Source organism: Bacillus sp. SG20033, from assembly GCF_044570195.1.
Taxonomy (GTDB): Bacteria; Bacillota; Bacilli; order Bacillales; family Bacillaceae; genus Bacillus; species Bacillus subtilis.
Genome location: NZ_CP172606.1, coordinates 245,696 through 265,371, shown reverse-complemented (window position 1 = coordinate 265,371; position 19,676 = coordinate 245,696). Strand labels below are relative to the sequence as shown.

The following is a 19,676-nucleotide window of genomic DNA, read 5'->3' as shown; positions in this document are numbered from 1 at the left end:
TTTCATATCTTTTTCAAAAAAATCTGAAAGAAAGGTACATTCTATGAATCCTATCCAACACATACTAGATACATACCCGCTTATTGTTCTAGACGGCGCCATGGCGACCGAGCTTGAACGCAAGGGCTGTGATTTGAACGACAGTCTGTGGTCAGCAAAAATCCTGATGGAAGAGCCGGAGCTGATTAAACAAGTTCATACTGATTATTTTGCGGCAGGTGCCGATTGTGCAATCACCACCAGCTATCAGTCTACATTTGAAGGCTTTGCCGCACGCGGGCTGAGCGAAGCGGAAGCACGCCGGCTCATCGAGTTGTCCGTCAGCATCGCAGCTGAAGCACGTGATGAATTTTGGTCGCTTAAAGAGAACCGTTTGAATCGGCCAAAACCGATCATTGCGGCTTCTATAGGCCCTTATGGCGCTTATCTTGCAGACGGGTCTGAGTATCGCGGCAACTACGCAATATCAGAAGATGAACTGATTGAATTTCATCGCCCCCGGATGAAGGCGCTGATTGAAGCCGGAGCTGATGTATTGGCATGCGAAACGATTCCGTGTCTGACTGAAGCCAAAGCGATTGTTCAGCTGTTGAAGGAATTTCCTGAAACGTATGCGTGGATCAGCTTCAGTGCTAAAGACGGCCTGCATATCAGTGACGGAACACCTGCAGCTGACTGTGCATCGTGGCTTGATGAACACCGCCAAATTGCAGCACTCGGCATCAACTGCACGCCGCTTCAGCATATCCCTTCCTTGATAGAGGAGTTAAAAAAGAACACGTCAAAACCGATCATTGTCTACCCGAATTCAGGTGAGCAATATGATCCGGAAACAAAAACGTGGAACGGCGCAGCATGCGCAGAATCTTACGGGTCGAGCGCCCGCACCTGGCATGAAAAAGGAGCGAGGCTGATTGGCGGCTGCTGCCGGACAAAACCCGAAAATATTCAAGAAATTGCGGCGTGGGCCCGCTCTTTAAAAACAACTTGACTTATCGGAATAGTTTGTATATTCTAACTTAAAGCCGGTTCGCCGGAGTCTCGTGTCACTTTCTGACATGAGATTTTTTATTAGGAGGAAATAAATCGCTGATAGAAAGTTGGAAAAAGATGAACTCTGCCCACAACAAGAATGAGACAAACTTTCAGAGAAGTATGAAAAGCCGGCACCTCTTTATGCTTTCCTTGGGAGGTGTCATCGGAACCGGGCTGTTTTTAAGCTCAGGTTATACCATTCAGCAAGCAGGCCCGGCCGGAACGATACTCGCCTACTTAGTCGGGGCCGGCATCGTCTATCTGGTCATGCTATGCCTCGGTGAGCTGTCAGTCGCCATGCCTGTGACCGGCGCCTTTCACACCTATGCAGCCAAATACATAGGGCCGGGCACCGGATTTACGGTTGCTTGGCTGTACTGGCTGACATGGACCGTGGCATTGGGATCAGAATTCACAGCAGCCGGCCTGTTAATGCAGCGCTGGTTCCCCCATACATCGGTTTGGATGTGGAGTGCCGTCTTTGCGCTGTTCATTTTCTTGCTTAACGCATTTTCGGTCAAGTTTTTCGCTGAATCAGAATTTTGGTTTTCCAGCATCAAAGTATTAGCCATTGTATTATTTATTCTTTTAGGCGGCTCTGCCATGTTCGGCATCATTCCGATCAAAGGCGGAGAAGCCGCACCGATGCTGTCCAACTTCACCGCGGAAGGCGGGCTTTTTCCAAATGGATTTGTCCCGATTTTGATGACGATGCTGTCCGTTAATTTTGCCTTTTCGGGAACGGAACTAATCGGAATCGCAGCCGGTGAAAGCGTTGATCCTGACAAGACAATACCAAAAGCGATTAAAACAACGGTCTGGCGTCTCTCACTCTTCTTTGTCGGAACTATTTTTGTGCTGTCAGGGCTGATTCCGATTCAAGATGCAGGTGTCATCAAAAGCCCGTTTGTCGCTGTCTTTGACAGAGTCGGTGTACCATACGCAGCCGATATCATGAACTTTGTTATCCTGACAGCGATCCTGTCAGCGGCTAATTCCGGACTCTACGCTTCTTCCCGGATGCTGTGGTCTTTATCAAAAGAAAAAACGCTTCATCCGACATTTGCAAAGCTGACGTCAAAAGGAACCCCGTTTAACGCGCTGGTGTTCAGCATGATCGGCGGCATTCTGTCGTTGCTGTCCAGCGTATTTGCGCCAGACACTGTATACGTTGTGCTCGTGTCGATTTCCGGTTTTGCCGTCGTTGTCGTGTGGATGGGGATCGCTGCTTCTCAATTCATGTTCAGAAAACGTTATATCGAAGCGGGAAACAAGGTTACTGATTTGAAATACAGAACCCCTTTGTATCCGTTCGTGCCGATTGCAGCGTTTCTGTTATGCCTGGCTTCCGTCATTGGCATTGCCTTTGATCCGAATCAAAGAATCGCACTGTATTGCGGTGTTCCGTTTATGGCCATTTGCTATGCAATATATTATGTGAAAAACCGCAAAAGCCAGCCGACTGCTGATATGACTCATTCAAAATAAAAAGAACCTGCCTCCGGGCAGGTTCTTTTTCGATTTTCACACTTCCACTGTCCAGTTAAACGGGCCTTTCACCTTGCCAAGCTGAATATCTGTTATCGTTTCATACAGCTTTTTCGAGAGGTCCCCGATTTGCCCGTCTCCTACAATCACCGTTTTTCCATGAATGTTGAGTTCACCGACAGGCGTAACGACGGCTGCCGTGCCTGTGCCGAAGACCTCTGTCAATTCTCCGCGTGCAGAGGCCGCATACACCTCATCAATCGATATTCTCTCTTCACGAACCGGAATGCCCCAGCTTCGAATCAATTCAATCGCAGACGCACGTGTAACCCCGCTTAAAATGCTTCCGCTTAAAGCAGGTGTGACAGCTTCCCCGTTTATGACGAAAAAGATGTTCATGCTCCCTACTTCTTCCACATATTTCTTTTCGATGGCGTCCAGCCACAGTACCTGGTCATAGCCCAGTTCATTCGCTTTCCGCTGTGCCTGAAGACTGGCGGCATAGTTTCCAGCCGTTTTTGCAAACCCGACTCCTCCGTTGACCGCCCTCACATACTCATCTTCGACATAGATTCTAACCGGCTTCAGCTGATCGTCGCCATAATAGGAGCCGACAGGCGAAAGCACGATCATAAATGTATAGCTCCTGGATGCCTTCACACCGAGACTCGGTTCTGTGGCAATGACAAAAGGACGAATATACAGTGACGTTCCTTTTTCCTTTGGAACCCAATCTTTCTCCAGCTCAACTAATTGCGTCAATGCCTCGAGCACCAGCTCTTCGTCTAAAGAGGGCATGCTCATGCGCTCACACGATCTGTTCAGCCGTTTGATATTTTGATCCGGACGGAACAGCAGCACCCTGCCGTCGTCTGTTCTGTATGCTTTTAATCCTTCAAAAACAGCCTGGCCGTAATGAAAAACAGATGAAGACGGATCAAGCGTAAGCGGTGCGTACGGCGCAATTCTCGGATGATGCCATCCAATCCCCTCTTTGTAGTCCATCACAAACATATAATCTGTAAAATATTGTCCAAACCCCAAGGAAGACGGGTCGGGCTTTTCCTTATAATATACAGTTTTTTCTCGTTCAATAAGCTTATTCAATCTAATCAGCACACCTTTCACATAATTGTTTAAATATTCAGTCTTTTTAAAGCTGCAAAAAGTATACAGCCTTTCCTTTAATAATACGCCGCTTCACACCTATAAATTTCAGAATATTCTTTAGGATTATCAGCTATTATACACCACATTCATTGTCAGATGAAGCTGAAATTAAAGAAAAACAGCCAGTTTTATTCTGGCTGTTTGATTTAGACCGCTAAACAAAGGACGACAATGTGGCAAATCAGCAAAATATACACTGCGAACACTAATTGCCAATTGATCTTCCGCGCCCATGCAAACACCACCATCAAAACAGGCAGCATCACAGTCCCCGCCAGCTTGTTAACCGTCAGATCCGGACTGTTCGCAACATCATAATGAATCGGCATCTGCGTCGGCAGAGAAGGGTAAAATACAATTGAAAGGATGAATGCAGCAATCACTGCTCCCCACAGCACTTTTCCATTCGTCAATAAAAACATAGAACCACCATTCCCTTCTTAAAACACATTGCTTTATGAATGATATGACTGTTCAACGGTGAATTTCGTTCGGTCTCCCCGGGTAATAATTTGCGCATATTCCACCACTTCTTCATTTTTATCATAGGTAAGGGATTCTGATAAAAACGCAGGCGCTCCGACATTGGTTAATAAGTGGCCGCTGATCGTTTCATCCGTTAAAATCGGTTCGATCGATTCCGTGCCCCTGCTGATTTCAATATTGTATTTTGTCCTTAACAATTCAAACAGTGAGCCGGTGCATTCCTCCTGCGCCAGCCCCGGTGCCGCCTTCCAGGGAATATATGAGGTATGATACTGCAAAGGCTCCCCCTCGGCGTATCTGACTCTGACAAGCTTGTTGACAGGTTCATTCTCTTTCATTTTCAAAAGCTCGGCAATGGAGTGGTCGGCAGGAATCACCACAAGCTCAAGCACTTTTGATTCAGAACGAAGGCCTCTCATTTGTTCTGCAAAGCTCGTAATCTTATGCGGAATCGGCGTTTGTATTTTGGCCGCCGATACAAATGTCCCTTTTCCTTGAATTCTTTTAATATATCCCTCAAGCTCCAGCTGCTGAAGGGCCAGTCTCACAGTTGTTCTGCTGACATCATATTGTTCGCAAAACTCACTCTCCGTCGGCAGCTGATCATTCGCCTGATATTTGCCTGATTTAATTAACTCAATGATTTTAAACTTGATAACAGAATATAAAGCTGTCATTTCATTCTCCCCATTCTGTATGCAATCCGTTCTTTTTCATTGAGACCATAATACCATTTGCCATCCCAATATGAAAGATTTGTATCCTTCTTTTATAACAAATTTTCAGAAATTAATATTGACAGTTTGATAAGGGCGGTGCTAAATTCGTAATGACAAGTATCATAAATTGGTCATAACAAATATGGTGCTTGTCTATCTCTTTGAGGGGGTGTCACATGAAGATTCTGATCGCCGAGCACTACGAAGAACTCTGTAAGTTAAGCGCTGCCATTATTAAAGAACAAATACAAGCTAAGAAAGATGCCGTTCTCGGCCTGGCAACAGGAAGCACACCGGTCGGCTTGTATAAGCAGTTGATTTCAGACTATCAGGCAGGCGAAATTGATTTTTCAAAGGTTACTACATTTAATTTGGATGAATACGCTGGTCTCTCTCCATCTCATCCGCAAAGTTATAACCATTTTATGTATGAGCATCTTTTTCAGCATATCAAGATGCAGCCTGATCATATTCATATCCCGCAAGGAGACAATCCGCAGCTTGAGACTCAATGCAAAGTATACGAGGATCTCATCCGCCAGGCGGGAGGCATTGATGTCCAAATTCTCGGTATCGGCGCCAATGGCCATATCGGTTTTAATGAACCGGGATCTGATTTTGAAGACCGGACACGTGTTGTGAAGCTCTCGGAAAGCACGATACAGGCAAATGCCAGATTCTTCGGCGATGATCCGGTGCTGGTGCCGAGACTCGCGATTTCAATGGGCATTAAAACCATCATGGAATTCAGCAAACATATTGTGCTTTTAGCAAGCGGCGAGGAAAAAGCAGACGCCATTCAAAAGATGGTTGAAGGTCCTGTCACGACAGATGTACCAGCCTCTATTCTTCAAAAACACATTCATGTAACCGTTATCGCCGATTATAAAGCAGCTCAAAAATTAAAGAGTGCACCATGCTCATAAAACAATAAAAGGAGACTGTCATGTTTAAAAAGGCATTTCAAATTCTGCAGCAGCTTGGCCGCGCGTTGATGACTCCGGTTGCCGTCCTGCCGGCAGCAGGTCTTTTGCTCCGTTTCGGAGACAAGGATTTACTGAACATCCCTATTATAAAGGATGCAGGCGGCGTTGTATTCGATAATCTCCCGCTGATTTTCGCCGTAGGGGTCGCGATCGGATTAGCCGGCGGAGAAGGTGTAGCCGGACTTGCCGCTGTCATCGGATACTTAATTTTAACCGTCACCCTCGACAATATGGGAAAATTACTCGGCCTTCAGCCTCCGTATGAAGGAGCCGAGCACCTGATTGATATGGGGGTTTTCGGAGGAATCATCATCGGGCTTCTCGCCGCCTATTTATATAAGCGATTTTCATCAATCGAGCTGCATCCGGTCCTTGGATTTTTCTCTGGAAAACGCTTTGTCCCGATCATTACTTCCGTCAGTTCATTGGTGATCGGCGTCATTTTCTCATTCGTTTGGCCGCTGATCCAAAACGGAATTAACGCAGCCAGCAGTTTAATTGCCGATTCAACAGTCGGACTGTTCTTTTATGCAACGATCTATCGTTTGCTGATTCCTTTTGGCCTGCATCATATTTTTTATACGCCTTTCTATTTTATGATGGGAGAATACACAGACCCATCAACAGGCAACACCGTAACCGGCGACCTGACAAGGTTTTTCGCGGGAGACCCGACAGCCGGGCGCTTTATGATGGGGGATTTCCCTTACATGATTTTCTGTCTGCCGGCCGTTGCTCTTGCCATTATCCATACCGCGCGTCCGGAAAAGAAAAAAATGATCTCCGGCGTGATGATTTCTGCGGCGCTCACATCTATGCTGACCGGAATTACAGAGCCAGTGGAGTTTTCTTTCTTGTTCGTTGCGCCCGTGCTCTATTTGATTAACTCTATTCTTGCCGGCGTCATCTTTGTCGTTTGTGATTTATTCCATGTCCGCCACGGCTATACGTTCTCAGGCGGCGGAATTGACTACGTCTTGAACTACGGACTGTCTACAAATGGCTGGGTTGTCTTTCCTGTCGGGATCGTGTTTGCTTTCATTTATTATTATTTGTTCCGATTTGCAATTCTGAAATGGAATTTGAAAACGCCCGGCCGCGAGACAGATGAAGACGGTCAGAATGAGGAGAAAGCTCCAGTTGCAAAAGACCAGCTTGCCTTTCACGTGCTGCAGGCCTTGGGCGGACAGCAAAATATCGCTAACCTGGATGCGTGTATCACAAGGCTTCGTGTGACCGTTCATCAGCCAAGCCAAGTCAGCAAGGATGAATTAAAACAGCTTGGTGCAGTAGGTGTGCTGGAGGTCAACAACAACTTCCAGGCAATATTCGGAACCAAATCCGATGCCTTAAAAGACGACATCAAAACAATCATGGCCGGAGGCGTCCCTGCCACCGCCGCCGCGCTGGACACGGTAACTGACAAACCGCAGAAGCCCGATTTCGGTGAGACCTTTATTTATCCGATTAAAGGAGAAACAGTCTCTTTAAAAGATGTGCCTGATCAAGTCTTTTCAGAAAAAATGATGGGCGAGGGATTTGCGATTATACCATCAGAAGGAAAAGTCGTTGCACCTGCGGACGGCGAGATCGTCTCGATTTTTCCGACAAAACACGCCATCGGCTTTATGAGCGCCGGCGGCACTGAAATCCTGATTCATGTCGGCGTTGATACCGTCAAACTAAATGGGGAAGGCTTTGAAGCACATGTCACAAGCGGACAAGCCGTCAAACAAGGCGAACTGCTTCTCACCTTTGACCTCGATTACATCAAGCAGCATGCCGCTTCAGCCATAACACCGGTTATTTTCACAAATACCTCTGAAGAAGATCTAAAGCACATTCAAATGAAGTAAAAAAGTCCCCCCTGCTGCGGGGGACTTTTTTGCCAACATAATGAAAGCGCTATCAAAATAAAATAACTTGAAAAAAGGTGTTTGCATTTGAATCACGAATGATATGAATATGCCTACATTCTATCATTCTAAAGGGGGATTCATTTGAAAAAATTAATCGCGTTTCAAATTTTAATCGCTTTGGCTGTCGGCGCAGTGATCGGCCACTTTTTTCCTGATTTCGGGATGGCACTGAGGCCTGTCGGAGATGGGTTTATCCGCCTGATTAAAATGATTGTTGTGCCGATTGTATTTTCTACCATTGTCATTGGAGCCGCAGGAAGCGGAAGCATGAAAAAAATGGGCAGTCTCGGCATCAAGACGATCATTTGGTTCGAAGTGATTACAACGTTGGTATTAGGGCTTGGACTTTTATTAGCGAATGTCTTAAAACCAGGTGTCGGGCTTGACCTCTCCCATTTGGCAAAAAAAGATATTCATGAACTTTCCGGCTACACAGACAAAGTTGTTGATTTCAAGCAAATGGTCTTGGATATTATCCCTACAAACATTATTGATGTCATGGCCAGAAATGATTTGCTTGCCGTTATTTTCTTCGCCATTTTATTTGGTGTCGCCGCGGCTGGTATCGGCAAAGCTTCTGAACCAGTAATGAAGTTCTTTGAATCTACAGCTCAGATTATGTTCAAGCTCACACAAATCGTCATGGTCACTGCTCCTATCGGCGTGTTAGCCCTGATGGCTGCTTCTGTGGGCCAATATGGCATTGAACTCCTCCTCCCTATGTTTAAGCTGGTTGGCACCGTATTCCTTGGCCTGTTTCTGATCCTCTTTGTCCTCTTTCCGCTTGTCGGTCTCATCTTTCAGATTAAGTATTTCGAAGTATTGAAAATGATATGGGATCTGTTTTTAATTGCATTTTCCACCACCAGCACTGAAACCATTCTCCCTCAGCTGATGGATAGAATGGAGAAATACGGCTGTCCCAAACGAGTGGTATCATTTGTCGTTCCCTCCGGCTTGTCATTGAACTGTGACGGCTCCAGCTTATATTTATCGGTTTCTTGTATTTTTCTCGCACAGGCCTTTCAAGTAGACATGACATTGTCCCAGCAGCTGCTCATGATGCTTGTGCTTGTGATGACCAGTAAAGGCATTGCAGCTGTACCCTCAGGATCGCTTGTAGTTCTTCTGGCGACTGCCAATGCTGTAGGACTGCCGGCTGAAGGCGTTGCCATTATCGCGGGTGTTGACCGCGTCATGGACATGGCGAGAACAGGCGTGAACGTACCGGGACATGCGATCGCCTGTATCGTGGTATCAAAATGGGAAAAGGCCTTCCGCCAAAAAGAATGGGTTTCCGCAAACAGCCAAACCGAAAGCATATAGAAAAAAGAACACCTCAATGCGAGGTGTTCTTTTTTATTCAGCAGCAGCATGATCTTCTGTTTCAATCGCTGCCAGTCTTGCTTTCACTTCTTCTTCTGTCATATTATGCTCTTTCACATACAGGTTTCTTGGGTTCGTGCGGCATTCGTGGCTGCAGCTGCGCATATATTTATACTCATTTTCCGGTGTGCATATCATTTTTTTATTGCAAGATGGATTTGCGCAGTTCACATAACGCTCACACGGTTCTCCTGTAAAGTAGTCTTTTCCGACGATCACATGCTCGACACGGTTGACAGGCACGCTGATTCTTTCATCAAATACGTAGCACTGGCCGTCCCAAAGCTTGCCTTGCACCTCAGGATCTTTACCGTATGTCACGATTCCGCCGTCAAGCTGGGCTACATCTTCAAAGCCTTGCTTCACCAGCCATCCTGAGAACTTTTCACAGCGCACGCCGCCTGTACAGTACGTTAAAATCTTTTTGCCTTCCAGCATATCTTTGTGTTCTTCAATCCATTCAGGTAATTCGCGGAAGGCTTCGATGTCAGGACGGACCGCACCTCTGAAATGGCCAAGGTCATACTCGTAATCGTTACGCGCGTCGATGACAATTGTGTTTGGATCCTGCATCTTCTCATAAAATTCTGCAGGCTTCAAATGCTGGCCTGTTGTTTCGTTCGGATTGACATCATCTTCAAGACGAAGCGTTACAAGCTCTTTTTTATGGCGGACGAAGATTTTTTTGAAGGCATGGCCTTCTGCTTCATCAATTTTAAATACCATGTCCGCAAAACGAGGATCAGCTTTCATTGTTTCCATATATTTTTCAGTCTGTTCAACCGTACCTGATACCGTACCGTTAATTCCTTCAGAAGAAACAAGGATACGGCCTAACAAACCAAGCTCCTTACAAAAAGCCAGATGCTGCTCTCTAAACGCCTCTGGATCTTCAATCGGAACATATTTATAGTAAAGTAATACTCTGTATTGTTTTTCCATGTTTTAAACACCCTGTTCAATTATAGTTAGTTGCTATGCACACTCTTACTATATCATACAGGAAAATGCCGCAAAGATGAACAGATCCGCCCAGACTGATAAAAATATCCAAGCTCTTACAAACCTAAGCAGCACAAGGGTTTAATAATGACGGATAGTATTTCCCATTAACTTACTAATAGATATAGTTGTCTGAAAACTATTATTATAATTCCTCTTCAAAAGATAAATTTACCGGTTCATCTAAAAGTTCTCCCGGCATTTCAAGGTTTGTTGAAGGAACGCTCTTATCTACCTCTTCAAAAACAACATGATCCATCCACACCTGCCCCGGTCCAGATAATTGAACACCAAAAGATATCACTGCGCTATTTTCTGGAACATCTAAAACGATAGCATAATGATTCCAATTGGTTGTTCCGGTAATAGGTCTGTTGCTCATATTATCAAATTGGAGAACATCATCAGCAGCACTGTCAACCCGCATCCAAAGCGAGGCAAAATGCTGCACTCCTTTTGTTTTGATAAAACTTGATAGACGAAGCCTTTTTCCTAGATAGCGATCTGCTTTGAATTGCTGCATCATCGTCGCAAATTCACCGATATCCTGCACCATCGTTGACTTTAAATATCCTGAAGCTTTTCCCTGATGTACATTTTCCCGGTCAACTCCCATTTCAAATTGGAACGGATGGCTCCCGCTCAATACCCAGCCCTTCATTTTTTTCTCCATGCAAGATTCCTCCTTTTTTGTAGTAAATCGCTTCATAAATGCCCGATATGCGCCAGGCGGCATGTGATACAGCTTTTTGAACGTCCTCGTAAATGCTTCTTGAGATTCAAACTGATAATACAAAGCAATATCAATAATACGAAGATCTGTATAAAGCAAAGCTGCCGCTGCATTCGCAAGACGTCTTAACCGAATATAAGAAGCAACCGACATGCCGACTTCTTTTTGAAAAATTCGATGAAAATGGAATTTTGAGAAGCCTGAAACGTTTACAATATCCTCATTTGATATTTGCTCATGTAAGTGTGACTCAATCCAATCGATCGTTTTCTGGACAGCTTTTTCATAATACATTGCACGCTTCAACCTCCTTTCTGTTTTAGAATAATGGATTAGGGCTTATATGTTTTGATTATTTTTGCGATATGTAAATATCCCCTGTTTACCACAGGGGACACCGCTTACTTGATAATGACAGAGGGCGTGATATGCTCCAGCCAAATGACACCGTCATATTGTTCCTTAAGGATCATCTGCTCTTCTGTGAATCCCCAGTAGAGTGCTGTGCGCGGGGTATACATCCACGAAGTGCCTTTCTTGTTTTTTGTATGGAGAAAATCAACAAAAACAGCAGGTCGGTCCGCCGCTTTCAGCAAAGCTTCAAGGCTCCCAGACGGCGGCGGGCTTGTAACCGGCTTAACAGTCTTATTATCGGAGCTATCAAGACTCGCACCTGAGTAAGCATAAATGCCAATCGTATATGTTTGTTTTTTCAGCCGCTCCGGCAAATAATCACCCATGTTAGGGCCGTTTAGCTGTACCCAGTCCTTTATCATCTTCGTATTCTGTTTGCGCAGATGGTAATTGTGGCCCCAGACAATGATTTTCTTTTTCGGATAAAGGGTGTCAGCTACCCACTGAAATTGTTCAGCCATCATGCGGTCTCTCATAAAGAATGAAAAATCCTCAATATTCTCCGGATATTCCTCTAGTTTTTCTTTCATTTCTTCCAGCATATACGTTTCCATTACGTCAATTCTCAGCTGAAGAGAATGCATAAACATCTCATAAGCTTTCGGCTCTTTTGGAAGGTTTTCTTTTAGCTCTGAAGCATGTGTTTCAGTGAACTTGATCAGCTTCTGATAGTTTTTCACAAGCTTTTCCTTCTTTTGCGTAAATTCATCAAACGTGTTGCTGTCTGTCACTAATGTTGAAAAATTATTTTCTGATTGGGAGAGCAACTCTGCTTTCTCAGGGTCCACCGCTTTTACCCATTGAGTCGCAGCATCATTGAATGAATTCTTCATGCTTTGAATATCAAAACCGGTAAGGATCAGCGGATCGCCTTTCTCTTTTTGCTCTTTCATGTAATCAAACAATTCAACGACATCTTCTGTGTGCCATACAGCGTAAATGGAGTTTTTCATCGTGCTTTTAGGAGTTAATTGGTCCATATTAAGGTAGGATGCATTTGTATCAGGAAAGCCGGACTCAAAGGCCAATACATCGTATCCCAGCTCTTCGTGGAGGTATTTGATCATTCTGACCTTTGTGGCATTCATTTCGCCAGCGCCATGTGTCGTTTCCCCTAACTGAACGATTCGTTTCCCTTTCAGCACCTTCTTTAGAAAGCGAAGGTCTTTGTTTGAAGCATCGGAAGCATCCAGTGGCTGTGCATGTCGTTCAATCCAGCGCTCCCAATGTTTTTCTTCAGGAGCAGCACGGGCAGAGGCTGAAAAAGAAGAAAACGCCAGACAAACGATCAGCAGCGGCAGGGACATTCTCACTATCATTCGTTTCAATTCTATCTCTCCTTTTCTGCTAGGTTCTCTAGTCATTACGAGATAGATATAGAAAAAGTTTCCTTTTCCTGCCAACAAAAAAAGCTTCTCTGTTGAAAGAAGCTTTAGCTGGATTCTTTCATCACCTGATGAAAGTAAAACCGATACGTATTTCGTAAAAATGTCTCAACCGGAAGCTGCACATCCGCTTGGTATTTGCTGATGATGAATGGAAACCGCTCGATTCCTTTTTCGCGCAAATTGTTCGCTTGCTCTTCATCTATTGCCTTCTCTTGCAAAACCGCTTCAACGATCGGCCAGCACACTTCTCGCACTTGCCGGAGGACGGCTTCATCTCCGGTGTTCTGATAATCTGTAATCCAGCTGATGATTTGTTTCTCCATAAGTCTCACCTTTCTTCAAAAAAAGAGGCGCTGCGTTTATGCAAGCTCCTCTTTTTACTCTTCATAACCTATCAGTTCTCCGACTTGAACTTCTTGGCCTTCTGCTAAATGGGCGGACGGCTGGAACGCGTCTTTTTCAAAAATCAAAATGACGGTTGAGCCAAATGAAAAGTATCCCAGCTCCTCGCCGATCTCCAATTCAGTACGGGTATTCGTCTGCACGATAGAATTAATATTCATCGCGCCGACAGGAATCATCAGGACATTTCGGCTGCCGCTATTCAGCTCGTACACAAACCGATAATTTTTCGACAGCACATCTTTCCCGTATTTTAAGCCTAGTTGATTTACCGGGTATGAGCGATTTCCGAGCTCGGCCAGCTTTTGATACCTGCAGCTGATCGGAGAATGGAAACGGTGATAATGCCTCGGGCTGAGATACAGCACGACGAAATATCCGCCGTTGTATTGATGGTCTGCGCTTTTACAGCCGGTCAGCTCAGCGAATGAGTAATCTTTTCCCTTCACCGTAAAGGTTTGATTCGGGTTGATGATTCCTACCGTCTGAACCACACCATCAACAGGGCTGACCACCGCATGCGCCTCTTTTGACACAGGGCGCCGCTCCAGATTTATTTGTCGAATGAACAATTCGGACAGCGATCCGTAATCAGCAGCCGTACCGTCCACATCATCCCAATTCAGCCGAAAATGTTTTGAGAAAAGCGGAATGACCGGTTTGCTGATTTTCGACTCGCAAAATCCTTTAATCAGATAGGATGACAGACGATGATTCGTCAGCTCTATCAATGATCGATACAGAATCTTTACAGCCGTATTAAACATGAATAATCCCTATAACCCTTCCGATTGTAATAAAAACAAAGCACCATAAAAAGGCGCCGATTGCCGCAAACGCAACATACGTTTTCAGATCCATTTTGCCGATCCCCGAAAAGTAGCACGTCACATGTCTGACGCCGGGAATAAAATAACCTAAAATAAGAGAATATGGACCGTATTTCTTCATCCATTTTTCCACTTTCATCATTCTTTTTTCTTTTAAGCCGACCCACTTGCCGTACTTGTCGATAAACGGGCGTCCGGCTTTTCTGCCAATCATGTAGCTGATCAGCATACCTAACAAAGCCCCGACAAAACTAATCAATATCGAAAGCTCATAATTCAATACATCGGTATGCGTGAAATAGCCAACAACGGTCATCATCACTTCATCTGGAATCGGCAATCCTACAATCCCTAATACCAGCATCAAAAAAATAGCGAGATAACCGTAATCCGCTATGAGCTGCTGAACTAATTCCATCTCCCAGACTCCAGGTTTTCTGCCGCATGTTTTTTAAAATGAGGGAATTTTATTTTACTCACCATCAAATATGAAAGTCCGCAAGTGCCGATTGCCAGAAGGATCGGGTTATAGGTGAAGCTTAAAATAACAAGACACATGCCCGCAAACGGAATCGGCATACCGATAAACGTCGGGAGCTTGCTTTGTTCAATGTTAAATTTAGAGAGGCGAAGCATTCCGCAAATGCTGTACGTCAATGCGCATAAGATCCCGATAAATGGCAGGGTATACAACGCGACACTGTAAGCAAGCATAGAAGGAGCCACCCCAAACGTAACCAGATCGGCAAACGAATCCAGTTCTTTCCCCATATCAGAAACGGCATTCAGCTTACGAGCAGCCATCCCGTCAAAGAAATCAAGGAACATGCCTGTAAAAATAAAAAGCACTGCTGAATGAATGTTGTGATATAGCAAGGAATGAATCGCCAGCAATCCGCAAATGAAGTTTCCTATCGTAATCATACAGGGGATGTAATTCACAGTGTAACCAAACCTCCAATTGTAAAACCATCTATATTATTTGACGATAGTGATCGAATAGCGTTACAGGAAAAATTTTTCTCCAATAAGCATGATAACATAGAATGCTCCCAAAAAAGCAGCATTCAAATTCTATTATTATACAACATTTGTTACCTTTTGAAAAACGAATGCCAATCTTTTCATGTTCCTTACTATTTTATCCCCCCGCATAAAAAGGACAAGACGCGTTGATTGACGTACTCTGGCTGCTCCAGAGATAACAGATGTCCGGCGTTCTTTACGATTTCAGCCTGAATTCCCGGCACCAATACCGAAGCCCGCTCAAAGGCCATTTGCTGATGGTACATGACCTCGTGCTCACCGAACATCAGCAGTACCGGGACTTGTATTGATTTCAATTCCTGGTCTGTGAACACGTACGGAAAGCCGTTTTCTGTCGGCTTCAGGCTCCTTTGCTCATCCTGCCATTCCACGCCCGCCACAATTTGTCTTTGCAGTAAAGGATGCAGATCATAACTGCCGCCTGTGATCCACTTGATATATGATTCAGCTCCTTTTTCCCCTGTAAGCTCTGCAGCGTATTTATAGACATCCGGATGAAATGAAATAAACGCTTCAGCGGGACTCATAACAACCGCCCGCTCTACTCTTTCAGGCGCGCGGAGTAAGAAATTCACGATATGGGACCCGCCAAGCGAAAGGCCGGCCAGGTGTGCCGTCTCAAGTCCAAGAGAATCAAAGACATCTTTCATCCATTCTGCAAAATCAGCTCTCGTTTCCATGGCTGCTGATGGTATACTTTTATTTTTGTCTCCTATTATATCGACCGCATATGTACGAAATTGACTGCTCCACGCTGCGATATTCGGATACCACATCGCAGAGCTGAAAAGGCCTCCGTGAAGCAAAATGAGCGAAGGTGCGTCCTTTGGCCCACTTGCAATGATATGTGTTTTTCCAAAACGAGTAGAAACATAGAATGCTTCCGACTCAATCGGCCACAAAGAAAGGCTTTGATCATATGCCTGGTAAAAGCGCAGACCACTTTCAACCGCGGCAAACTGCATTGAATCTTGTATCATTTTCTTCTTTTTCCTCCGGGTTTGATTGATATAAAATAAAGGATAACGCCCCTTTTGTCTCGTAAGAAAAAATACCTATTTCTTATTATCTCACATAATAAATTTCCAGTATATAGTTTGGTTTCCTGCAATAAATAAAAAAGGCAGTTTCCTTAAAATCAAGGAAACTGCTATTCTTTGAAGACTAATGGAATGGCATGATCTTTCTTATCCTCTGTTAACGAGATGTGATGGGTCACTGATATTTCACCCTTCGTCAACGCGACTGAGTAATCGCCTTTTCTGCCGGTATCCCATTTGATATCACCGTTTTTGTCTGTTTTACCGAGTATCTCGCCAATCTCTGTACTCGGCTCCTCATCTGAAGCAGGCGCTTTGACAATCGTCACTTGAACCCCTTCGACCGGCAGCCCCTTAGCATCCTCCACATGAAGAGTGACAGGAATAGTCGTTTCTTTTTGAGAAGAATGCGTCTGCGAACTGCATCCGCATAAAAACAAAATAGACATGAATATGGCTAGTTTGCTGTATTTATTGATTTGCCCAATATTGAATATTGTTGAATACATCGTTCGTCACCCTTGTTCCCAAGTTATATGACGATCCTCCGTTCGTGTGAATGGCAATAGCTGTCTGCCCTGTATCACTGTAGTTTCGATAAACAGGCGAGCCGCTTTGGCAGCCGTACGTATCGGTTGTATAGGTCAGCTTATACGTTTCAGCGGAGCGAATCGGCTTTGTATCAGACCACATCGTGCCAAAGGTTTTGTCACACGGGAATCCTGTCACTGACGAGGAAAGACCCACGGGACTGCTGCTGTTTGTAGTCCGGTAGCCGTACCAGCCAACCGTGTTTCCAGGAGAACCGTTTAATTTAATAGCTCCGTAATCATAGTTGGTGTCTTTGCTTTCCGTCCATCCTTTGACGGAGTAAAACATCGTGCCTGAATAAGTGCCGTACGGATATGACGAACCATTGCGGCCCGGCGCGGCAGTTATCGTCGAAGCCCATCCATGATCCTGGCTGTACACACAATGCCCAGCCGTGACGACTGTATTTGGATTGACTAAAAATCCGGTACATCCATAAGTGCTTGAAGTGTTGGGATACTTGATTGACAGTTGAACGGTTGCTCTATATGGAAAAGATGTCGTGCTGGAGATTCTGGTGCGTTCATCAGTTCCGATAATGCTCGAAGGCTGTAAGGTTTGAATGTTTTTTTCCAGTTCCGTTTGGCCGCCGTATAACGATTTACTTGTTTTTCCGGTTCCCTCATAAGGGGCGGAAACCTGTTCTGCTTTTGACGTTTGGTTTTTCGTGGCATCAGCTTCTTGACCGGTATTCGATACAGAAGTTTGCGGGTTCTCTGCCGCTTTTGCCGGTACGCCAAAAGATACCGCTGCTGCTAAAGCCAAACACAAAACCGTTAAGTAAGCGAACCATTGATTTCTGAATCTTGGAACTAATTTCATTTTGTCATCTCCCTCCTTTAGTGTCAACCACCCGTAGGGATGGAAGACTTTTACATTATAATCAGGTTTCTGATTCTTATGATAAAACTTTTATGAAGGAAGAAAAAAACAGACCTTGTACCATGACAAGGCCTGCTCAAACTCTATTTTATCGTTAGCTGTTCCAACGCTTTCTTTGCATTCTCTCTTGCCGTTTCAACTGAATCAGCAGCAGAAAGCGCAACTGCCATACGACGTCCGGCTTTCGTTATCGGCTTTCCAAAGACGCGCATTTGAGTCTTTGGGACTGCCAGTGCGTTTTCCAATCCTTCAACAGTGTAATCCGCTAATTCTTCCGGCGCTTTGAGGGGCCTGCTGGCGCCAGGAGAAAGCTGTGTGATTTCTGTAATCGGAAAGCCGAGAATCGCCCGGACATGCAGCGCAAATTCTGACAAATTTTGCGTCACCAGCGTGACAAGACCCGTATCATGCGGACGAGGAGATACCTCACTGAAATATACCCTATCTTTCGCAAGGAACAGCTCAACACCAAACAGACCGTATCCGCCAAGCTCATCCGTGATCGTTTTCGCAATATGCTTCGCTTCTTCTATTTGCTGCTCTGTCATATCATGCGGCTGCCATGATTCGATATAATCCCCGTCCTTTTGCACATGACCGATCGGCTCGCAAAATGCCGTACCGTTAACCGCACGTACGGTTAAGAGTGTGATTTCTGATTCGAATGGGATAAACTCCTCAACGATCACGCGGCCGTTTTTCACCCGTCCGCCTTCCATCGCCGTCTCCCAGCAGCTCTCTAAATCCGCTTCAGAGCGGCAGATACTTTGGCCTTTTCCAGAAGAACTCATCAATGGTTTAACGACACAAGGAAAACCGATCTGTGCTGCCGCTTGTATAAATTCATCATATGTATTCGCAAATTCATAGCCAGCCGTCGCAAGTCCAAGCGTTTCCGCCGCAAGCCGTCTGATGCCTTCCCGATCCATCGTCAGCTTGGCCGCACGGGCATTCGGGATGACGTGAAATCCTTCCTCTTCAAGCTTCAGCAATTCATCCGTCGCGATCGCCTCCACCTCAGGCACAATCAAATCCGGCTTTTCTTTCTCAATAATGGTTCTGATCTGATCTGGGTCCAGCATATCAACGACATAACTGTTATGCGCGACCTGCATCGCCGGAGCATGCTCGTAACTGTCAACTGCCACCGTCTGTACCCCAAGACGCTGGGCTTCAATCACTACCTCTTTACCTAATTCACCTGAACCTAACAATAAAACCTTCTTTGATTGATACATCTTTGCCCCTCCTATCTGTTCCAAACCATTATAACTGAAATATTTGAAAAATAAATTTTTATTAAAGAAACCAAAATAAGAAGATCTTACTTTCCCTCTGCCATTAAAACGAAAACAAACGGACTCCCCATAAATGGAAGCCAGCACAGAAGATCTCCGTTTTCCAGCTGATGTGTTATACATCTCAAAAATTCACGTTTGGCATTCAGAGTCATGCAAAAAATGCAGCACAAGCATACATGTCGCACGCGAAAACACACTATCAAATAAATGTTGAGTGATATCTTCTTCTATCAAAGCCGCTTGATTCTCCAGCACATCATTTTTTTCACACTCATCTAGCATTCACTCTGACATATCCACTCCTGCAAAATGCCAGCCCCGAAGTCTTGTTCCAAGCATCACCAGTTCCTTTCCGCTTCTTGCACCTCCAAATTCACTATCAAAAAGAAAAACGCCGTCTACTGGCAGAACTGCGCAGCTAATCTGACAAGCGATGCGCCAATTCAGGCTAACAATTCTCTAAACACATTTGGACAATATGATGTCGACATTTTGAATCTTTCTCACGCACTTGATATCATCTCCTTTATTAACCAACCGACCCAGCATTGATTTAACGTCATGCATGAATGGGAAAACTAAATGAAGATACACACCCAAATAATTCGCGCCGGCATTAAAAAGCACGAATAAATGAAACAGCCAAGTTTCTCATTCCAAACCGGAGCCAGCCCTGTCTCTCCTTGAAAGCAAGCCGACTAACAGGAAGCACGGAACAAATAGCGTCATCAATCAATCCCGCAAACCCAACCGAAACATTAATGAACTTAGCTAATGCATTTAGTCTGGCAAAACGCGAAAAAACATAGAACTGGTACAAGAAGCTGACGAGAATTCACGCCGAAGCTGACTTCAGC

Annotated in this window: 19 protein-coding genes; 5 read left to right on the top strand and 14 right to left on the bottom strand. The window is 44.9% G+C overall.

Going from position 1 to position 19,676, the window contains the following annotated elements; translation table 11 throughout:
- The first annotated feature begins 43 nt into the window (after window positions 1–43).
- Both mmuM and mmuP read left to right on the top strand, forming a co-directional pair.
- The gene (gene mmuM, locus ACFVP7_RS01465; RefSeq protein ID WP_396582924.1) at window positions 44–991 is read left to right on the top strand and encodes a homocysteine S-methyltransferase; all 948 of its coding nucleotides are present in this window, start codon (window positions 44–46) and stop codon (window positions 989–991) included.
- Between the two features lie 119 nt (window positions 992–1,110).
- Window positions 1,111–2,523: an S-methylmethionine permease gene (gene mmuP / locus ACFVP7_RS01460; RefSeq protein ID WP_212130842.1), complete on the top strand. Its 1,413-nt coding sequence runs from the start codon at window positions 1,111–1,113 to the stop codon at window positions 2,521–2,523.
- A gap of 36 nt (window positions 2,524–2,559) precedes the next feature.
- Here the strand turns inward: mmuP and ACFVP7_RS01455 are convergent, their stop codons facing one another.
- The 3 genes from ACFVP7_RS01455 to gamR all read right to left on the bottom strand — a co-directional run bounded on the left by ACFVP7_RS01455 (window position 2,560) and on the right by gamR (window position 4,856).
- Window positions 2,560–3,630 (bottom strand): branched-chain amino acid aminotransferase, encoded by a 1,071-nt coding sequence (locus tag ACFVP7_RS01455; RefSeq protein WP_396582923.1) that lies wholly within the window; start codon window positions 3,628–3,630, stop codon window positions 2,560–2,562.
- Between the two features lie 209 nt (window positions 3,631–3,839).
- A complete protein-coding gene (locus tag ACFVP7_RS01450; protein ID WP_024573649.1) occupies window positions 3,840–4,115 on the bottom strand; it encodes a DUF1648 domain-containing protein in 276 nt (91 codons plus the stop codon).
- A 33-nt stretch (window positions 4,116–4,148) separates the two neighbouring features.
- Window positions 4,149–4,856 (bottom strand): transcriptional regulator GamR, encoded by a 708-nt coding sequence (gene gamR, locus ACFVP7_RS01445; RefSeq protein WP_003234841.1) that lies wholly within the window; start codon window positions 4,854–4,856, stop codon window positions 4,149–4,151.
- Window positions 4,857–5,074: 218 nt separating this feature from the next.
- Between gamR and nagB the strand changes: the two genes are divergently transcribed.
- The 3 genes from nagB (at window position 5,075) to gltP (ending at window position 9,129) form a co-directional block, all read left to right on the top strand.
- Entirely contained in the window at window positions 5,075–5,824 is a 750-nt protein-coding gene (gene nagB, locus ACFVP7_RS01440; RefSeq protein ID WP_396582922.1) for a glucosamine-6-phosphate deaminase, read from the top strand.
- A 20-nt stretch (window positions 5,825–5,844) separates the two neighbouring features.
- Window positions 5,845–7,740: a glucose-specific PTS transporter subunit IIBC gene (gene ptsG, locus ACFVP7_RS01435; RefSeq protein WP_396582921.1), complete on the top strand. Its 1,896-nt coding sequence runs from the start codon at window positions 5,845–5,847 to the stop codon at window positions 7,738–7,740.
- Window positions 7,741–7,884: 144 nt separating this feature from the next.
- Entirely contained in the window at window positions 7,885–9,129 is a 1,245-nt protein-coding gene (gene gltP / locus ACFVP7_RS01430; protein WP_014478694.1) for a glutamate-aspartate/proton symporter GltP, read from the top strand.
- Window positions 9,130–9,162: 33 nt separating this feature from the next.
- On the opposite strand, the gene ACFVP7_RS01425 is transcribed toward gltP, so the two are convergent.
- The 11 genes from ACFVP7_RS01425 to purT form a co-directional block, all read right to left on the bottom strand.
- Complete coding sequence (locus ACFVP7_RS01425) at window positions 9,163–10,131, bottom strand: rhodanese-related sulfurtransferase (RefSeq protein ID WP_338732074.1); 969 nt, start codon at window positions 10,129–10,131, stop codon at window positions 9,163–9,165.
- A gap of 205 nt (window positions 10,132–10,336) precedes the next feature.
- Window positions 10,337–11,218 (bottom strand): helix-turn-helix transcriptional regulator, encoded by an 882-nt coding sequence (locus ACFVP7_RS01420; protein ID WP_396582920.1) that lies wholly within the window; start codon window positions 11,216–11,218, stop codon window positions 10,337–10,339.
- Between the two features lie 107 nt (window positions 11,219–11,325).
- Window positions 11,326–12,666: an erythromycin esterase family protein gene (locus ACFVP7_RS01415; protein ID WP_396582919.1), complete on the bottom strand. Its 1,341-nt coding sequence runs from the start codon at window positions 12,664–12,666 to the stop codon at window positions 11,326–11,328.
- Window positions 12,667–12,770: 104 nt separating this feature from the next.
- Entirely contained in the window at window positions 12,771–13,049 is a 279-nt protein-coding gene (locus tag ACFVP7_RS01410; RefSeq protein ID WP_396582918.1) for a hypothetical protein, read from the bottom strand.
- Window positions 13,050–13,103: 54 nt separating this feature from the next.
- The gene (locus ACFVP7_RS01405) at window positions 13,104–13,895 is read right to left on the bottom strand and encodes a phosphatidylserine decarboxylase (RefSeq protein WP_014478691.1); all 792 of its coding nucleotides are present in this window, start codon (window positions 13,893–13,895) and stop codon (window positions 13,104–13,106) included.
- Window positions 13,888–14,376, bottom strand: a complete 489-nt coding sequence (locus ACFVP7_RS01400; protein WP_003234861.1) for a DedA family protein — start codon at window positions 14,374–14,376, stop codon at window positions 13,888–13,890. Before ACFVP7_RS01400 ends, ACFVP7_RS01405 begins: the two co-directional genes overlap by 8 nt.
- Window positions 14,367–14,900 (bottom strand): CDP-diacylglycerol--serine O-phosphatidyltransferase, encoded by a 534-nt coding sequence (pssA, locus tag ACFVP7_RS01395; RefSeq protein WP_014475661.1) that lies wholly within the window; start codon window positions 14,898–14,900, stop codon window positions 14,367–14,369. Before pssA ends, ACFVP7_RS01400 begins: the two co-directional genes overlap by 10 nt.
- A gap of 194 nt (window positions 14,901–15,094) precedes the next feature.
- On the bottom strand, window positions 15,095–15,985 hold the full coding sequence (gene cesB, locus ACFVP7_RS01390; protein WP_305091167.1) for an enantioselective carboxylesterase CesB: 891 nt from the start codon (window positions 15,983–15,985) through the stop codon (window positions 15,095–15,097).
- A gap of 170 nt (window positions 15,986–16,155) precedes the next feature.
- On the bottom strand, window positions 16,156–16,554 hold the full coding sequence (locus ACFVP7_RS01385) for a YbfJ family protein (RefSeq protein ID WP_305091168.1): 399 nt from the start codon (window positions 16,552–16,554) through the stop codon (window positions 16,156–16,158).
- Window positions 16,517–17,458 (bottom strand): extracellular metalloprotease Mpr, encoded by a 942-nt coding sequence (gene mpr, locus ACFVP7_RS01380; RefSeq protein WP_088325242.1) that lies wholly within the window; start codon window positions 17,456–17,458, stop codon window positions 16,517–16,519. The genes ACFVP7_RS01385 and mpr overlap by 38 nt, the downstream gene beginning before the upstream one ends.
- 143 nt (window positions 17,459–17,601) lie before the next feature.
- Window positions 17,602–18,771 (bottom strand): phosphoribosylglycinamide formyltransferase 2, encoded by a 1,170-nt coding sequence (gene purT / locus ACFVP7_RS01375; protein ID WP_338734092.1) that lies wholly within the window; start codon window positions 18,769–18,771, stop codon window positions 17,602–17,604.
- Window positions 18,772–19,676 lie beyond the last annotated feature (905 nt).